The organism is Ruegeria sp. B32, assembly GCF_025141855.1.
Taxonomy (GTDB): domain Bacteria; phylum Pseudomonadota; class Alphaproteobacteria; order Rhodobacterales; family Rhodobacteraceae; genus Ruegeria; species Ruegeria arenilitoris.
Window position 1 is genome coordinate 1 of record NZ_CP081106.1, and the last position, 15,988, is coordinate 15,988.

At 58.2% G+C, this 15,988-nt stretch carries 15 protein-coding genes and 1 riboswitch; of the genes, 6 read left to right on the forward strand and 9 right to left on the reverse strand.

Annotated features, from left to right (window positions below; translation table 11 throughout):
* The 3 genes from dnaA (at position 1) to recF (ending at position 3,895) form a co-directional block, all read left to right on the forward strand.
* A complete protein-coding gene (gene dnaA, locus K3752_RS00005) occupies positions 1-1,392 on the forward strand; it encodes a chromosomal replication initiator protein DnaA (protein ID WP_260063946.1) in 1,392 nt (463 codons plus the stop codon).
* Positions 1,393-1,613: 221 nt separating this feature from the next.
* Positions 1,614-2,735 carry a DNA polymerase III subunit beta gene (dnaN, locus tag K3752_RS00010; RefSeq protein WP_170342392.1) on the forward strand — a complete coding sequence of 374 codons (1,122 nt, stop codon included), beginning with the start codon at positions 1,614-1,616 and terminating at the stop codon, positions 2,733-2,735.
* A 59-nt stretch (positions 2,736-2,794) separates the two neighbouring features.
* A complete protein-coding gene (gene recF, locus K3752_RS00015) occupies positions 2,795-3,895 on the forward strand; it encodes a DNA replication/repair protein RecF (protein WP_260063947.1) in 1,101 nt (366 codons plus the stop codon).
* Positions 3,896-3,900: 5 nt separating this feature from the next.
* Here recF and K3752_RS00020 read toward each other — a convergent pair whose 3' ends face one another.
* Positions 3,901-4,467, reverse strand: a complete 567-nt coding sequence (locus K3752_RS00020) for a carboxymuconolactone decarboxylase family protein (RefSeq protein WP_260063948.1) — start codon at positions 4,465-4,467, stop codon at positions 3,901-3,903.
* 98 nt (positions 4,468-4,565) lie between these two features.
* Here K3752_RS00020 and K3752_RS00025 point away from each other — a divergent pair, with 98 nt between their 5' ends.
* Complete coding sequence (locus tag K3752_RS00025) at positions 4,566-5,138, forward strand: TetR/AcrR family transcriptional regulator (RefSeq protein ID WP_260063949.1); 573 nt, start codon at positions 4,566-4,568, stop codon at positions 5,136-5,138.
* A 125-nt stretch (positions 5,139-5,263) separates the two neighbouring features.
* Positions 5,264-7,681, forward strand: a complete 2,418-nt coding sequence (gene gyrB, locus K3752_RS00030; protein ID WP_260063950.1) for a DNA topoisomerase (ATP-hydrolyzing) subunit B — start codon at positions 5,264-5,266, stop codon at positions 7,679-7,681.
* Between the two features lie 191 nt (positions 7,682-7,872).
* On the opposite strand, the gene K3752_RS00035 is transcribed toward gyrB, so the two are convergent.
* Positions 7,873-8,787: an SdiA-regulated domain-containing protein gene (locus K3752_RS00035; RefSeq protein WP_260063951.1), complete on the reverse strand. Its 915-nt coding sequence runs from the start codon at positions 8,785-8,787 to the stop codon at positions 7,873-7,875.
* A 159-nt stretch (positions 8,788-8,946) separates the two neighbouring features.
* Between K3752_RS00035 and K3752_RS00040 the strand changes: the two genes are divergently transcribed.
* Complete coding sequence (locus K3752_RS00040) at positions 8,947-9,741, forward strand: DUF4956 domain-containing protein (protein WP_260063952.1); 795 nt, start codon at positions 8,947-8,949, stop codon at positions 9,739-9,741.
* Here K3752_RS00040 and K3752_RS00045 read toward each other — a convergent pair whose 3' ends face one another.
* From K3752_RS00045 to K3752_RS00075, 7 genes are all read right to left on the reverse strand, one after another.
* A complete protein-coding gene (locus tag K3752_RS00045) occupies positions 9,742-10,683 on the reverse strand; it encodes a metallophosphoesterase (protein ID WP_260063953.1) in 942 nt (313 codons plus the stop codon).
* A complete protein-coding gene (locus K3752_RS00050) occupies positions 10,673-12,106 on the reverse strand; it encodes a hypothetical protein (RefSeq protein ID WP_260063954.1) in 1,434 nt (477 codons plus the stop codon). The genes K3752_RS00045 and K3752_RS00050 overlap by 11 nt, the downstream gene beginning before the upstream one ends.
* A gap of 782 nt (positions 12,107-12,888) precedes the next feature.
* On the reverse strand, positions 12,889-13,062 hold the full coding sequence (locus K3752_RS00055) for a hypothetical protein (protein ID WP_170342373.1): 174 nt from the start codon (positions 13,060-13,062) through the stop codon (positions 12,889-12,891).
* A gap of 42 nt (positions 13,063-13,104) precedes the next feature.
* Positions 13,105-13,410 carry a hypothetical protein gene (locus K3752_RS00060; RefSeq protein ID WP_170342371.1) on the reverse strand — a complete coding sequence of 102 codons (306 nt, stop codon included), beginning with the start codon at positions 13,408-13,410 and terminating at the stop codon, positions 13,105-13,107.
* Positions 13,411-13,462: 52 nt separating this feature from the next.
* A complete protein-coding gene (locus K3752_RS00065) occupies positions 13,463-14,077 on the reverse strand; it encodes a hypothetical protein (protein WP_170406932.1) in 615 nt (204 codons plus the stop codon).
* A 55-nt stretch (positions 14,078-14,132) separates the two neighbouring features.
* On the reverse strand, positions 14,133-14,471 hold the full coding sequence (locus K3752_RS00070) for a hypothetical protein (RefSeq protein ID WP_260063955.1): 339 nt from the start codon (positions 14,469-14,471) through the stop codon (positions 14,133-14,135).
* A 324-nt stretch (positions 14,472-14,795) separates the two neighbouring features.
* Positions 14,796-15,095, reverse strand: a complete 300-nt coding sequence (locus tag K3752_RS00075; RefSeq protein WP_260063956.1) for a hypothetical protein — start codon at positions 15,093-15,095, stop codon at positions 14,796-14,798.
* Positions 15,096-15,779: 684 nt separating this feature from the next.
* Positions 15,780-15,988, forward strand: a riboswitch (cobalamin riboswitch).

Here is a 15,988-nt window from a genome sequence, read left to right on the forward strand (position 1 = left end):
ATGACACAAGAAAAATGGGGACAACTGCGTAACAAATTGCTGAAGGCCGTGGGCCGGAACAATTTTACGACCTGGATTGAACCACTGGAATTTCAGGAATTGAAGGGAGGCGTGGCCGTTTTTTCGGTTCCGACCAACTTCATGGGGAACTACGTCAGTCAAAATTTTGCAGACCTCATTCTGTACGAGCTGAACACGGCCGGAGAGTCGGTTCAGCGCCTGGCTTTCCGGGTGGCCGCCAACTCACCAGCGCGTCCTGCCGCCGCGGTTCGGCCGGTCGAAGACCAGCCCGAGCCTGTCAATATCGAGCTGGCGCCGGAAGGCAACGGAACCAATGAAGCGCTCGAGTCGCTGCAGGCCGCACCGTTGGACGCGCGCTTTACCTTCGACACCTTCGTCGTCGGCAAGCCGAACGAACTGGCCCATGCCGCCGCGCGCCGTGTTTCCGAAGGCGGCCCCGTCACATTCAATCCGCTGGTTCTGTACGGTGGTGTTGGCCTCGGTAAAACGCACCTGATGCATGCCATCGCCTGGGAGCTGAAGACCAAACGCCCCGAGCTCAATGTGCTGTACCTGTCTGCCGAACAGTTCATGTACCGCTTCGTACAGGCCCTGCGCGAACGCCGGATGATGGATTTCAAACACCTGTTCCGCTCGGTCGACGTGCTGATGGTCGATGACGTGCAGTTCATCGCCGGCAAGGATTCGACGCAGGAGGAGTTCTTTCACACCTTCAACGCGCTGGTGGATCAAAACAAGCAGATCATCATCTCGGCCGACCGCGCGCCGGGTGAAATCAAGGATCTGGAGGAACGGGTCAAGTCGCGTCTGCAATGCGGACTGGTGGTTGACCTGCACCCGACCGATTACGAGCTGCGCCTGGGCATTCTGCAGAACAAGGTGCAGCAATACGCGAAGACTTATCCCGAATTGAAGATTGCCGATGGCGTGCTGGAATTCCTGGCCCATCGCATCTCGACCAACGTACGCGTTCTGGAAGGGGCGCTGACCCGGCTGTTCGCCTTTGCCTCGCTGGTCGGCCGTGAGATCGACATGGAACTGACGCAGGACTGTCTGGCCGACGTGCTGCGCGCCTCGGAACGCAAGATCACCGTCGAAGAGATCCAGCGCAAGGTTTCCGACTACTACAACATCCGCCTGTCCGACATCATCGGGCCGAAACGTCTGCGGTCCTATGCCCGCCCGCGTCAGGTGGCGATGTATCTGTGCAAGCAGCTGACCAGCCGGTCGCTGCCCGAGATCGGCCGCCGCTTTGGCGGGCGTGACCACACCACCGTCATGCACGGCGTCAAACGCATCGAGGAGCTGAAGCTGACCGACGGTCAGATCGCCGAAGATGTGGAAATGTTGCGTCGGGCGCTCGAAGCCTGAGCCCCTGCAATTCGAAAAGCCGTCCCGGCTCTGCGCGGGGGCGGTTTTTCTGTGCGCATTTTTCCACGATTTCCACGGAACTGGGGCGCAGGGCCGCTCGGGACCTTGACGGTTTGCGCGTTCCGACCCAGAAATCGGTAAAAAATCCTTGTGCCTCAGGGCTGAACCGCTAACTTGCCAGTCCCGCCCATGTAAGCACTCAAATCAGAGGAATTGAGGGTATGAAGATCAGCATCGAACGCGGCACGCTGCTCAAGGCCGTTTCGCAGGCCCAATCCGTTGTGGAACGCCGCAACACGATTCCAATCCTGGCCAACGTGCTGATCGAGGCCGAGGGCGATCAGGTTCTGTTCCGCGCGACCGATCTGGATATCGAGGTGGTCGACAAGGCCCCCGCGCAGGTCGAAAAGGCGGGCGCAACCACGGTTGCGGCAACGACTCTGCACGAGATCGTGCGCAAGCTGCCCGATGGCGCGCTGGTCACGCTGACCGCCGACAGCGCGGCTGGCCGGCTGACGGTCGAGGCGGGGCGGTCGAACTTCTCGCTGGCGACCCTGCCGAAAGAGGATTTCCCGGTGATGGCGTCCTCGGAGTACCAGTCGAACTTCACCGCTTCGGCGGCTCTGCTGCGGCGGCTGTTCGACAAGTCGAAATTCGCCATCTCGACGGAAGAGACCCGGTATTACCTGAACGGCGTCTACATGCACGTGACGGATGGCCCCGAGGGTGGCAAGGTGTTGCGCTGCGTGGCCACGGACGGGCATCGTCTGGCGCGGATCGACGCGGATTGCCCCGACGGGGCCGCCGATATGCCCGGCGTGATCGTGCCGCGCAAAACGGTGGGCGAGCTGCGCAAGCTGCTGGAAGATGACGACATGGACATCGCGGTGTCGGTCAGCGAAACCAAGGTGCGCTTTGCCACACCCGACATCACGCTGACCTCGAAGGTGATCGATGGGACTTTCCCCGACTACACCCGCGTGATTCCGCAGAACAACACCCGCAAGATGGAAGTCGACGCGGCCGAGTTCGCCCAGGCCGTCGACCGGGTGGCAACCGTGTCGTCCGAGCGGTCCCGTGCGGTAAAGCTGCAGCTGGACGGCGACAAGCTGGTCCTGTCGGTGAATGCGCCCGACAGCGGCGCCGCCGAGGAGGAGCTGGCCGTGGCCTATGGCGACGAACGGCTGGAAATCGGCTTCAACGCCAAGTACCTGCTGGAAATCGCAAGCCAGGTGGACCGCGAGAACGCGGTGTTCCTGTTCAACTCGGCGGGCGACCCGACCCTGATGCGCGAAGGCAATGACCAGAGCGCGGTCTATGTCGTGATGCCGATGCGCGTCTGATCGCGCGGGCGCTGGATGCGTCCGGCGCGCGTGTTTGTGCAAGGATGAAGGGAGGGGTCATGGCTTTGGCCCTGACCGAATTGACGGTCTCGCATTTTCGGTCGCACAAGCTGGCGCGCATGGCGCTGGACGGGCGGCCGGTGGCCTTGTACGGGCCGAACGGGGCCGGCAAGACCAATATACTCGAGGCGGTATCCCTGTTTTCACCCGGCCGCGGCATGCGCCGGGCCAGTGCCGCCGAGATGACGCGCCGGCCTGAGGCGCTGGGCTGGAAGCTGAGCGGTCTTCTGGAGGTTCAGGGCCGCCGGTCCGAGATCGAAACTTGGTCGGAAGCCGGTGCAGCGCGGCAGGTTCGGATCGACGGAAAGGCAGCCAGCCAGATTGATCTGGGCAGGCTGGCGCGGGTCGTCTGGCTGATGCCCGCGATGGACCGGCTTTGGATCGAAGGCGCCGAAGGCCGGCGGCGGTTTCTGGACCGGGTGACGCTGAGTTTCGACCCAAGCCATGCCGAGGCCGCGTTGACCTATGAAAAGGCCATGCGCGAACGGAACCGCCTGCTGAAAGAGCAGGTGCGTGACGCGCATTGGTACGCCGCGCTCGAGGCGCAAATGGCCGAAACCGGGCATCGCATTCATACCGCGCGGCTGGGTGCTCTGGCGCAGTTGCGCGCGGCGCAGGAACAGGCCGAGACCGCCTTTCCCTCGGCGGAACTGGAACTTGTTCAGTCCGAAGGGGACATGCCCGAAAGCGCGCAGGATCTGTTGGAGGCGCTGGCCGAAAGCCGGTTCCGCGACCTAGCGGCGGGGCGCACATTGGTGGGGCCGCACCGGTCGGATCTGTATGGGGTTTTTGCCGCAAAAGGCGTTGCGGCCAGTGAATGTTCGACCGGAGAGCAGAAGGCGCTGCTGGTGTCGTTGATTCTGTCCAACGCGCGGGCGCTGGCCGCGCAGGTCGGAGCGCCACCGATCCTGTTGCTGGACGAGGTTGCGGCCCATCTGGACGCGGACCGCCGGGCGGCGTTGTATGACGAAATCTGCGCGCTGGGGGCGCAGGCCTGGATGACCGGAACAGGCCCCGAGTTGTTCGCCGAACTGGGCGACCGGGCGCAGTCTTTCGTGGTCAATGACGCGGGTGACGGCTCGACCGTCACCCCCGCCTGAGCGGATCAGGCCGGCTCGCCAACCTTGCGTTCCCACAGGAAGGGACGCATCACCTCGTCCACCGGCGTCTGGGCCATGTGGTTGACGTAGTTCGACATGGTTTTCTGCGCCAGGCCCAGGATCACGTCCAGAACGGCGCGGTGCGAATAGCCCGCATCAAAAAACGCCTGCAACTGCGCGTCGGTGACGTTGCCGCGCTGGTTCATCACCTGCAGCGTGAACGTCCGCAGTGCTTCGAGCTTAGGCGAGGGCAGCGGGGTTTCATTGCGCAGCGCTTCTGTGATCTCGTCGGACACCTTCATCATTTTGGCGATGCCGGTATGGGCCGGAACGCAATAGTGGCATTCGTTTTCCACGTTGATGGTCTGCCAGACGACGGTTTTCTCGTCGTTGTCGAACTCGGTCTGCAGGAACAGGTGGTGCAGAACCTGATAGGCCTCAAGGTGCTGTGGGCTTTCGGCCATGACCTTGTGCAGGCCCGGCAGGCGGCCAAACGCGGCCTGCGATTTCTCGAGCAGGGGTTTCGAACCTTCAGGGGCAGTGTTCAGGTCATGTGAGGGAAAATCGGCCATTTTCGGGTCTCCTTTTCTGGCGGCTGAGTCCGAAATAGGCTTTATTGAGCGATCACTCAAGTATATATTTGAGTAATCGTTCAAGAATTGGTGATCATATGCCCCGCAAACCTGCCTATGACCGTGACGCGCTGATCGCCCAGGCCCGAGACCTGTTCTGGCGTCAGGGTTGGGCGGGCACGTCCCTGAAGGATCTCGAGCATGCGCTGAAGCTGAAGCCCGGCAGTTTTTACGCGGCCTTCGGGTCGAAGGACGCCTTGTATGCCCTGACGCTGGAGCGCTATGCGGATGAAGGTGTTGCCCGGCTTGAAGCCCTGGCCCGGGAACTGGGGCCGCTGGGTGCGCTGAAGGCCCAGCCGCGTTTGGTTGTCGAGGCCGCGAACGCGCCCGCAAAGGCCTGCATGCTGGCCAAAACCTATGCCGAGCTGAGCGCGAAGAACCACGATCTGGCGCAACTGGCCGCGACCCATCTGTCGCGGATGAAAGCCTGTTTCGCCGATCTGTTCCGGCAGGCGCAGGCGCAAGGGCAGATCGGCGCCGACCATGATCCCGAACGGCTGGCGGCGCGCTACCAGTCCGACTTGTTGGGCCTGCGCCTGTCGGCCGAGCGCGGCGATGTCGATGCCCGCCAAATCGCTGCTGATATCGCCGCCGATCTGGATAGATTGTGACCGTCTGAGGTCGGTCGATCAGCTCGGCCTGCGCCCGAAAGAACCGGCACAAAATCTGGGGGGATGACGTGACATTCCCCACCAGAGAACGTATAAGTTACCAAAATAATATAGGTACTGACGGCATGTCCGAAGACGCACAGGCAAATCAGGAATACGGCGCAGATTCCATCAAGGTTCTCAAGGGGTTGGAGGCTGTCCGCAAACGCCCCGGAATGTATATCGGCGACACCGACGACGGGTCCGGTCTGCACCACATGGTGTACGAGGTCGTGGACAACGGCATTGACGAGGCTCTGGCCGGTCACGCCGACCATGTGACCGTCAAGATTCATGCCGATTCCAGCGTCTCGGTCAGCGACAATGGTCGCGGGATTCCGGTGGATATCCACCCCGAAGAAGGCGTCTCGGCGGCCGAGGTCATCATGACCCAGCTGCACGCCGGCGGGAAATTCGACTCGAACTCGTACAAGGTGTCGGGCGGTCTGCACGGCGTGGGCGTTTCGGTGGTGAACGCTCTGTCCGATTGGCTGGAGCTGCGCATCTGGCGCAACGGCAAAGAGCATTTCGCCCGGTTTGAAGGCGGAGAAACCTCGGAGCATCTGAAAGTGGTCGGCGAATGCGGCGACCGGACCGGGACCGAGGTGCGGTTTCTGGCTTCGACCAATACGTTTTCGAACCTAGAGTTTTCGTTCGAGACGCTGGAGAAGCGGTTGCGCGAACTGGCCTTCCTGAACTCAGGCGTTCGGATCATTCTGATTGACGAACGGCCGGCCGAGCGGCTTGAGACCGAACTGTTCTACGAGGGCGGCGTCAAGGAATTCGTGAAATACCTCGACCGGTCGAAAACTCCGGCCATGCCCGAGCCCATCTATATCAAGGGCGAGCGCGACGACATCGGGGTCGAGATCGCGATGTGGTGGAACGACAGCTATCACGAAACAGTCCTGCCATTTACCAACAACATCCCCCAGCGGGATGGCGGCACGCATGTCGCTGGCTTCCGTGGGGCGCTGACCCGCACGATCAACAACTACGCACAGTCCAGCGGGATCGCGAAAAAGGAAAAGGTCAGCTTCACCGGCGATGATGCGCGCGAAGGCCTGACCTGCGTGCTGTCCGTCAAAGTTCCTGACCCGAAGTTTTCCAGCCAGACCAAGGACAAGCTTGTCAGCTCGGAAGTGCGACCGGCTGTCGAAGGGTTGATGAACGAGAAGCTGGCCGAGTGGTTCGAGGAGAACCCCAACGAGGCCAAGACCATCGTCGGCAAGATCATCGAGGCCGCTTTGGCGCGCGAAGCGGCGAGGAAAGCCCGCGAACTGACCCGACGCAAGACGGCGATGGACGTCAACTATCTGGCCGGCAAGCTCAAGGATTGCTCTGAGAAGGACCCGGCCAAAAGCGAAGTTTTCCTTGTCGAGGGGGACTCGGCCGGCGGATCGGCGCAGACCGGTCGCGATCGTCTGACGCAGGCGGTTCTACCTTTGCGCGGCAAGATTCTGAACGTCGAACGTGCGCGGTTCGACCGAATGCTGTCCAGCCAGGAAATCGGCAACCTTGTGATGGCGCTTGGCACCGGTATCGGCCGGGATGAGTTCGACATCTCGAAGCTGCGCTACCACAAGATCGTCATCATGACCGATGCCGACGTGGACGGCGCACATATCCGGACCCTGTTGCTGACGTTCTTCTACCGTCAGATGCCCGAGTTGATCGAGGGTGGATATCTCTACATCGCGCAGCCGCCACTGTATAAGGTTTCACGAGGAAAGTCAGAGGTTTACCTAAAGGATCAGGCAGCGCTTGACGACTATCTGATCAACCAGGGTGTCGAGGGCGCCGTGCTCAAGTTGGGCTCGGGTGAAGAGATCGTGGGTCAGGATCTGACCCGTGTGGTGGACGAGGCGCGCCAGCTCAAGCGTGTATTGGACGCCTTCCCGACGCATTACCCGCGTCACATCCTTGAACAGGCCGCCGTTGCCGGGGCTTTTGTGCCCGGGGCGGTGGATGCCGACCTGCAGGGTGTGGCCGACAAGGTCGCGGCGCGGCTGGACCTGATTGCGCTGGAATACGAGCGCGGCTGGCAGGGCCGGATCACTCAGGACCACGGTATCCGACTGGCGCGCATCCTGCGCGGCGTCGAGGAAGTCCGCACGCTGGACGGTCCGATGTTGCGTTCCGGCGAGGCACGCAAGACAGGCAGCTTTACCCAGAGCCTGCAGGACGTCTACAACCTGCCGGCCACATTGGTCCGCCGCGACCGGTCGCAGGTCATCCACGGCCCGCTGGATCTGCTGCGCGCCATTTTGGAAGAGGGCGAAAAAGGCCTTTCGCTCCAGCGCTACAAGGGCTTGGGCGAGATGAACCCCGATCAGTTGTGGGAAACTACGCTGGATCCGGATGCACGGACACTGCTGCAGGTGCGTGTCGATGACATGGTCGAGGCCGATGACTTGTTCACCAAGCTGATGGGCGACGTGGTCGAGCCGCGCCGTGAGTTCATCCAAAAAAACGCACTGAGCGTGGAAAACCTGGATTTCTAGTCGCTTCGCAAGATGACTGAACCGGCCCAACTGACGGCAGTTTTGCTCGGGACGCTCCTACGGCCAAAAAAACGTGGCCTGGGAGCGGACCTGAACGAGCGGTTCTGAGTGGTGCGGATCAAGGAAGTTGGACCCAATGCGGGCTTGCTTGGCTAAGTCATCCCTTCGGTGTGAGTTCCGTACAGTAGCGATCAAAGCTCAGGGATATTGAAAACGTACAGGCGCGACTTCTCGCCATCGTCTGTGAGGATGTAGAGAAGCCCTTTGGCCTCATCCAAGGCAATTCCTTCGGGATGCTTCACGGCTTTTCGATCTCCATTTTTCATATACGTCAGTTCGATCGTATCAGTTTTTCTCGTCTCTGGATCGTACAAAAAGATCTGGCGTCCCTTGTCGCTGAGAATCCACAGCACGCCTGACATGGACCAAGCCAAACCGCTTACATCCAGTTCATCGTCATTCACGCGATCCGATACAAAACCAGATCCACGATCCAAAGGGATGACTTCCTCAATTTCAGTCAGGTCCGGTGACACGACCAGCAACAGACGCGGTTGTCCTTCAATGACAACGAATACTCGCCCAGTGTCCGGATCGACGGTGATGCCCTCAGGCCCCTTGTTCAGTGGGTTGCCGACAAGCAGTTCGGCAGCGGCCGGGTACCCCTTGAGGGAGGCAAGTGGGACCCTTGTCAGTTGGATAGGGTCGGTTGGTTGAACGACCAATATTGATCGATCGGTTTCCTGAAGGAGCAAAACCGACCCATCTCTTCGCGACGCGACGCCCTCCAAATCTGATCCGGCCAAAGACGGCAACTGGAAGGAGTTTCCCAATACTCCGTCGATTCCAAGGAGGTGCAGTTTGGGCTCAGCGTCGCTTACAGACCACAGGAAGCCTTCAGCGTTGGACAGCGACAAACCGGAAGGTTCTGAAAACCCCCCTGATTTGTCCGCCACCTTGAATCTGTCGACCAAAATCAGATCAGCACTTTTTGCAAAGGCAGCTCCGGTCCAAGGCAAAAACGCTGCCGCTAGTAAGCTGGCTGCAAGAGCGGATCTTCCAAATTTGCACAAGCGCCGTGAAACTTCAGGTTTTGACGGATACACGTGCTTTCTGCCCTTCGGTTTTCTCGTGTGTGGAACACACTTCTTTATCGCATTCGTATCACAACTTGTCTGCGATGTCGGAAGAATGCGCTTTGAACTCTTTACCTGATCCTCCTTGTTGGGATTGACTTGTAAGGGGCGCGATTTGCGCGTGATGACGTGTACTGTCTGGGCACAAGCAGGAAGGACGATGAATTGAGTACGATTTTCCCGTTTGTGACTGTGTTGTTGATGCTGCTGTTGCCCGCTGCGGCGATGTCGCAAATCGACCCGGCAACGATGCTTGCCGGGGCATCGGAATCGGAAATTCTGATCGAACGCAGATGGATCCAGTTTCGCGGCAAACAGGAACTGTATTTCTTTTCTCTTGATGTGCTGGTCACGATCATTCTGGCCGGCTTGATCGTCTATCATCCGGTGCGGCGTAAAGCCCGTAGAAGTGTCGGCGACATAGTAATGCCCAGGCTCTTCTTCCTGTATGCGCTGATCGGCATGGCGGTGGGGTTCCTTGTCGTCCAGCACGGGTCAATGATCGGGTTCGTTATCTTCGGCATCGGAGCGTTGCTCAGGTTTCGCTCCAATTTGGATGATCCGATAGACACTGTCGAATTGATCGTCGTAACCGTTCTTGGGCTTGCGGTCGGGTTGGGCCTGCCGCTGATGGCCACATTGGTGGCGGTTGTCTGTTGGTGTTTCATTTGGCTCGGAGGGCGAAACAAGGGCGTTGAAATATCGCTTAAGGCTTCGGACGAGGAGCACTCATTGAACGTCAGCAGCGCCATTGAAGCGATGGCCGCCGACGCCGGCTGGAAGCTGATCAGAAAACACCATGTACCCGGCAAATCCCGAATTTCATTGCTTTTCATTACCTCGGGTGGACTTTCCGAGGCCCGCATCGAAGAGATGATAAACGATTTGGTCCCCGAAAAAGTCGAGTTGAAACTCAGCTTCTAGTCATTTCACAAGGTCTAAACGTTTCAACACCGCATTCGGGGATCTGATCTCTTTCGGGAGCGACTTGAAGTCGACAGACCTTTCGAAATCCGGCCCTCGATATACTGCTACCCCAAACTCTCCGTTCGGCTGGAAGGTGACATGCGTGAAACTGTGAGGTGACCTGGCGCGATCACCGATTAGCCGCCGCGGGCCACCACCCAAGCAAGCTTGCGAAACATAGGCCACGCCGTCTTTCCAGCCAGGGTAAAAAGCATGATGGTGTCCAGACAGGTGCAGAACGACGCCGCTTTGCAGATAGATTCTTTCAAGCGTCGGGTCACCGATGATTTCGCGTTCGCGCTGGATCGCAAACGGCCACAGCGGGAGGTGGCTGAACGTGACAATCGGGTCTCCACCTGCCCCAAGTTGCACAAGTTGGTCCGGCTGATCGCCGGATAGTGGCCCAAGGGTCGTGGCATCCAAAGACGCAAAGGTTATCCCCTGCATTTCAAACGCGTAGAAGAACGGATAGTCATCCGACATCAGGAAGTTGACGTTTGGTTTTCTCGGGCCCCATTCCTCGGCGTATATTTTTCTCTCGCGCTCGAACCCGCGATAGGCCGACGCATCATGGTTTCCCGGCGTGACCGCAAATGGAATTCCGGCAGCCTCCAGCGGGTCGGATACCGCCATGTGAAACGCCTTCCACATCTCTCTGACCTGTTTGTCTGAAAGGTTGGGGATGCGCTGTCCGGCGACCATATCGCCCGTCGAAATCACCAGATCGGGATCAATCTCGATTATCCGCTTGATCGCCTTTTCGATGCGGGCATCGTATTTGACCGAGCCATAGCTGCCGTTCAGATCCGATATGACGATCACATCCAAAGCGGCCGCTTTGCAGGCGAGCACGACCGTCCAAACGAACGCCGCGACAGTGATCGAACGCTTACGGATCATTGCAGTCCAGGCCCTCCGCCTCGGTATTTTTGTTCAAAAAGAATGTGACAGGGTCCAAGTCAAACACCAGATCGCCTTTGGCACAATTGCTCTTGAGGATGGATGTTGCCAGCGCAGTGTTTTTGACGACCTGCGCAATCTGACGGTCCGACAACCCAAAGCTTTGTGACAACCAGCCGTAAACCGGGCCTTGCGTTTGAAGGTCGCTGTTCAACGCAACAAGGCGCCGATACGTGTTTGGCGAGAAATGCCGCATTTTCTCCAGCATCTGAGTGGATTTCGCGAAGTTGGCATATTCGACCCGCCCACCGGCATCGTTGTCGTTCAGATTGCTGCGACGGATCAATATTGCATCGGCGGGAACGTCTCCATCATTCGGCTGATGGTGCTTCGTTTTCTGGTTCTTCAGTTTTCCGTCTTCGACCCAATACCAGTAGGGCGTGAAATCAATATTTCCCACACGGTCCTGCTGGCTGAAGATGAAGTCGAGCAGAACAATCTCGGTAAGCTCCTGCATCCAGAATGCCATCTGCCGGTCGCTGACATCGGGCCCGAGGTCCTTGTTGATCTGACGATCCTTTCGGCCTTTCCTGACGCCCTCTGCAATGGCCTCGGGCAAGGGTTTTGACGACCGCAAGGCCAGGAAAGCGGGTGTTTCCTGAAAATCGCGATTTTGGCCTTTGCCCCAACCGGATTTACGGGTGCCGTTGATTTCCGAGCCGTAGCGATGACCGGGGCTATCAAGCAGGACACCGTATATCTGCGTTCGATCCGCGGTGAACAGATCATCCGTCGGTTGGTACGAGTTCGGGTCGGCATCCGCAGCCACGAAAACCCGCCAGCCTTCATGGTTCATACGCCCGCCATGAGAGCCACCGGAAATCGCAAGGCCGGGCTCTGCAACCTCGGTAAGATGCGCCTGAGCGTCCATGCTGCGCCAGACCGCCACCGGAACTTTCACCGTCGCGTCGAGATACCTTGAGAAATGATAGTAGAGCAGCGACGAGGTGGAAAACGTTCCGCTTGTACCCTTCTGGTTCATGGTGGATTTGAATTTGGCCACTCTGCCATTGGCCAGTTCTTTTGCCGACTTGCCCTCTTTGCAAGCGTTTCTCTCGAACTCGGAACGGTTCCCCACGTAGGGTCCTTCCGAAATATCGTAGACGGCCATTCCTGGGCTGGTGCTCCAGGTTTTTGGGCAAATGGCGATTTCGGGCGCATAGAAATCGATCTCGCAATAGGCAGTTTCTTCCTCAAGATCGCTGTTCTTGTACTCGCCCGTTGGGACTTTTTCGATCCGAATGCAGCGTTCCGTAACACCATTGGGACTATCAAATGTCGTGGCTTCTCCGCGAACATCGTCGCTCGCCCACAAGGCTGTGGGTGCAATGAGAGCCAGTGACCCCAGAAGATTGAATCTCATTTGGATAGTCCTCCCGATGTCATTTGGGGCAAATCGCGGCCTGTTGTTCGGCGGAGATCTTCAAACTGGGATCGACACTGAAGTTGGAGAATTTCGAGTCAATCCACTGGTCACACCCGCCCGAACATGGGGCCCCGTTTCGGGCATCATTCCAATATTCCTTGGCCCTTTCTTCCGTCCAGCCGCAAAACTGAACAAGCGCCATTGCCGACAACGCGCCTGAGGAATGAACGCCCCACATGCAGTGCACCAGGACAGGACCCTTGCCTGGATCCTCAATCACCTCGTGTATGGCGGCCATGACACTGCCGGGGCGGGACGATCTGGCGCTCTGATAGTCAAAGGCTCCGTTCCCACAGCTGGTGCGGCCGTATTCGGTGTTCTTGCCGAAATCCGCGTAAAACCCGGTTGAAAACCCTTCATCGCAAAGTGTTTCGCGCTGAGCGTCACTCAGACCCGTTCGACCCTTGTCGCCGCCCTTGAAGCCAGAGCGATACAAAACCCCGCTTAGGACTGGGCGAAAGAAAGCGATGCCATCGACGCCTCCGTCGCTGCCCTTAGAAAGCATCTGGCTGTTGCTTGGGCCACCGTTTCGACTGGTGACGTCAGAATTCGCCGCGGTTGCCAGAACACCGATGAATATGAGGGACGTCAAAAACCGCATGCGTATTCCTTTCTGTTTTCAGCCAGCGATGCTCACGCTTTTCCTGCCGGCAGTCCCGCCGAGAGGCGCGTTCACGGTAACCAGGTCAGATCGGCGGTTGGCTTGCCGCCCTGAAGCCTTAGATCGGCCACACCAGATTGATGATAAATATGACCACGAAGTAGGCCAGAAAAGCTTTCCAGTTCCATTGGTGTTTGTTTTCTTCGTTGATCACGCCGGCCGATTTCAACGCCAGGTTGGTGATGATCAAGGCGACAACGATAACTGCCGCATGTGCCAGATCGAAATGCAAGTTGAAGCTCCTTTTTGCAGATTTGGGATTGATGAATGCGTGTCAGCAGTCACCTGACGGCAGCATCGCTACGTCCGAGTATCTTCCCTCAGATGTCGTGATCCGAGCACAAGCACCGGTCTCCTTGTTGAACCAGTACGAGGTCAGCCCTTCGCTTCGGATGAGTTCAAACCCGAGACTTTGAATGCCCATTTCAGCCTGACCTGCTCTTGCCCCTTCAAATGACGAAAGATCGCTGGAGCTGCCCACAACCGGTGCACTTGCGTCCACTGATCCGCCACTTTCGTCGCATCCTGCAAGCACAGAGGCACTGACCGCGCCGATCACCAATAGGATCTTGGATTTCATCTGTTCTTCCTGATTGTTTTTGAAATGCGGTTCAGGGTTTCAGGTCGATCACCTACTCAATTCCAAAAATGACGTTGTAGTCGACGGCAGAGTTGCCGCGGTTGATGACCTCGACAACATGATCGCCGGATTGCCACAGCTGTCCGCGATACTCCTTGTCCGCAGACATTAATCCCAACAGTTCCGACCCATCGGGGTTGCGAATGACGTAGTCCAAAGAGCCATTTCGCGGAGCAACGCGGACGTAAAGAAACTGTTCGTTCTTCGCGCCAAGAACGTATTGCTGCGATTCCCCTGGCGCGAGTTGGCCGACGAGCTCGGCGCCGGTGGACCCGGCATCGAATTTTACGCGCTGGCTACCTGTCGACCCGGCAGCGCCGTCCATGGCTCCGCCACCATCGTCCATCGCCTCGACAACCGACATCTCGCCAATGCTTCCGTCCTTGTACGCAATGCAGCGCCAAAGTGTTCCGCCCGCGTCACGCAGCATGACGAGCGTGCCGGCTTCCGAGAACTGTGAGCTTTCGATCGTGCCGGACTGACCGTCCGGTCCACCGACCTGCCGCAGATGGTCGATACACGCGTCGTCGGCGTCTGACATGGCCAGGGCGGCCGTTCCGCTGATCGCAAGTGCGGGTGTGAAAAGATTCCAAAAACTGCGTTTCATAAGCAGATCCTCTGTCGGTCTATCGTAAATGTTATGTTTCCGGTGAGCAGAAACCTCACTTCGCTTCCCGCAACTTTGCCAGAAATTCATCGCATGCCTGTGCGCTGCCGACGATCTCGTCCGTCGTTTCAATTCCTTGCAATGATGCCATCTCGGAGTTCACGCGATTGAGGATCTGATCTGCTTGCTCGGCGGTGATCAGGTTCTCGGCCTGAGCTCCCTTCAATGTGATGCACACACCGGCGGACAAGCCTGTCGCAACGCCGACACCCATCGCGGCCCCGCCGCCCAAGGTCATCGCTCCAACCACGCCGAGGATGAGCCCGATCACAAGCCCCAAGATCACTTTTCCCATGTTTTCCTCCCATTTTGCGGGAAAGAGTTCCGCCTTCATTCCTGGCGCAAACCACGTGCCCATCTGCATATCAAAACCAGTGCCAACAGGTTGAGCACCGGTGCAATCGCCGCGAGCCACGGTTTGGCCGACTCTGAGAAAAGGTCCAACGCAAGGACCCAAGGCAGACCCAGCGGCAAAAGGAATACGCCGGACAATGGGTCTCGTTCCTGTCCAAACCAGCCAAAAGTGCCCGTCACAAACGCAAACAACGCCAACAGGTAAAGGGTCGCAAACGCGATGATGGTTATTCTGCAGACCATGCCGGACCTCAGAGTATCAAGCCAGCGCTGCGCAGCCGATTCCGGCTACGCATCAAACGGGTCAAAGTGCGCCTTCGTCGCCGAGGAACTCGATACCAGCTGTCGCGCCGTCACTGTAGGCAATACAATTCCACGGAGCCCGATCCTCTCCAACCCCAACGGTGACTTGTGTTCCAGCCTCGCTGAAGGCGGATGAGAGCACGACCACCTGCGAATTGTTGGTTGTTTTGGCCACGTCTCGCAGACACGCCTGTTGAGCGGGCGTCAGTTCGGCAGGTGCGCTTGACGTGCTGGTGTCGTCACAGGCCGCTAGTAGTGCGAAACACGTCGCGCCTGAAATCATCATGACTTTCTTAATCACTTTCTTCTCCTCTTGGGTTTGTCGATACATGTGGAATAGGTGGCCTCTTTTTTTTGCGCGCTCACGTCTATGCAGTCATACGAGCATACCCCGGTCTGGTAATTCCCGTTCCAAAAAAGTCTGTCGCCAATGACGTGGCTGGCAGACAGGATTTCTGCTGATCCCCGGGACCGTGAACAAAGCGTGCTGATGTTATGACATTATGGGTAAAAACCGGTGCGAACTTTCGCGGAAGGGTTCGTAAATTTAATCCCGGCACTGCGTCCTCCCAACGCTGATCTTCGTAAAATGCCTTCCGACCGCCAGCACTCACTCCAGCAGTCGGAAGGGCCCGACGAAACGGGCGACAGCGACAACAACGGAGGTAAAGCTAAAGTTGTGTCGAATTCGTATGTTTGAATCAATCACAGGATAAATCAATGATTTTTCCGCGCGTAAATTTTGTACGCTTTCCAACGATAGGCTTCTGCATTCAAAGGGAAAAGGCGAGGCCGCTCACGGAGGCTTGGCAGTCGGCCCGCTTGCGCCGCCGTGTTTCGGGACCTTCCGAGCTATCTTAATCCAGTTGGTCAAAACGACGTGATTCGCGGCCCGGTCTGTCGCTCAGGTGGTGCCGAAGGGTCGCCTGGATACCTCCATTACGTACCCGCCCAGAACGTCGTTGACAGTGCAACCCGATTCATGGATGAGATTGGCGCTGATGGTTCCCGATCGTTTCGGCGGTCGGGTAAAAGGGAATACGGTGCGGCGCCGTTCTGACGCCAATTCCGTGACTGCCCCCGCAACTGTAGGCGGTGTGCGACCCCCGGATGCCACTGGGCCGATAGGTCTGGGAAGGCGGGGCAAGCCATACACCGCGAGTCAGGAGACCTGCCATCATCAAACGCAACTCA

Excerpts from the sequence above, each read along its gene's own strand:
- dnaA (WP_260063946.1), top strand. The coding sequence starts at position 1 with ATGACACAAGAAAAATGGGGACAACTGCGTAACAAATTGCTGAAGGCC.
- dnaN (WP_170342392.1), top strand. The coding sequence starts at position 1,614 with ATGAAGATCAGCATCGAACGCGGCACGCTGCTCAAGGCCGTTTCGCAG.
- recF (WP_260063947.1), top strand. The coding sequence starts at position 2,795 with ATGGCTTTGGCCCTGACCGAATTGACGGTCTCGCATTTTCGGTCGCAC.
- K3752_RS00020 (WP_260063948.1), bottom strand. The coding sequence starts at position 4,467 with ATGGCCGATTTTCCCTCACATGACCTGAACACTGCCCCTGAAGGTTCG.
- K3752_RS00025 (WP_260063949.1), top strand. The coding sequence starts at position 4,566 with ATGCCCCGCAAACCTGCCTATGACCGTGACGCGCTGATCGCCCAGGCC.
- gyrB (WP_260063950.1), top strand. The coding sequence starts at position 5,264 with ATGTCCGAAGACGCACAGGCAAATCAGGAATACGGCGCAGATTCCATC.
- K3752_RS00045 (WP_260063953.1), bottom strand. The coding sequence starts at position 10,683 with ATGATCCGTAAGCGTTCGATCACTGTCGCGGCGTTCGTTTGGACGGTC.
- K3752_RS00050 (WP_260063954.1), bottom strand. The coding sequence starts at position 12,106 with ATGAGATTCAATCTTCTGGGGTCACTGGCTCTCATTGCACCCACAGCC.
- K3752_RS00060 (WP_170342371.1), bottom strand. The coding sequence starts at position 13,410 with ATGAAATCCAAGATCCTATTGGTGATCGGCGCGGTCAGTGCCTCTGTG.
- K3752_RS00065 (WP_170406932.1), bottom strand. The coding sequence starts at position 14,077 with ATGAAACGCAGTTTTTGGAATCTTTTCACACCCGCACTTGCGATCAGC.
- K3752_RS00070 (WP_260063955.1), bottom strand. The coding sequence starts at position 14,471 with ATGAAGGCGGAACTCTTTCCCGCAAAATGGGAGGAAAACATGGGAAAA.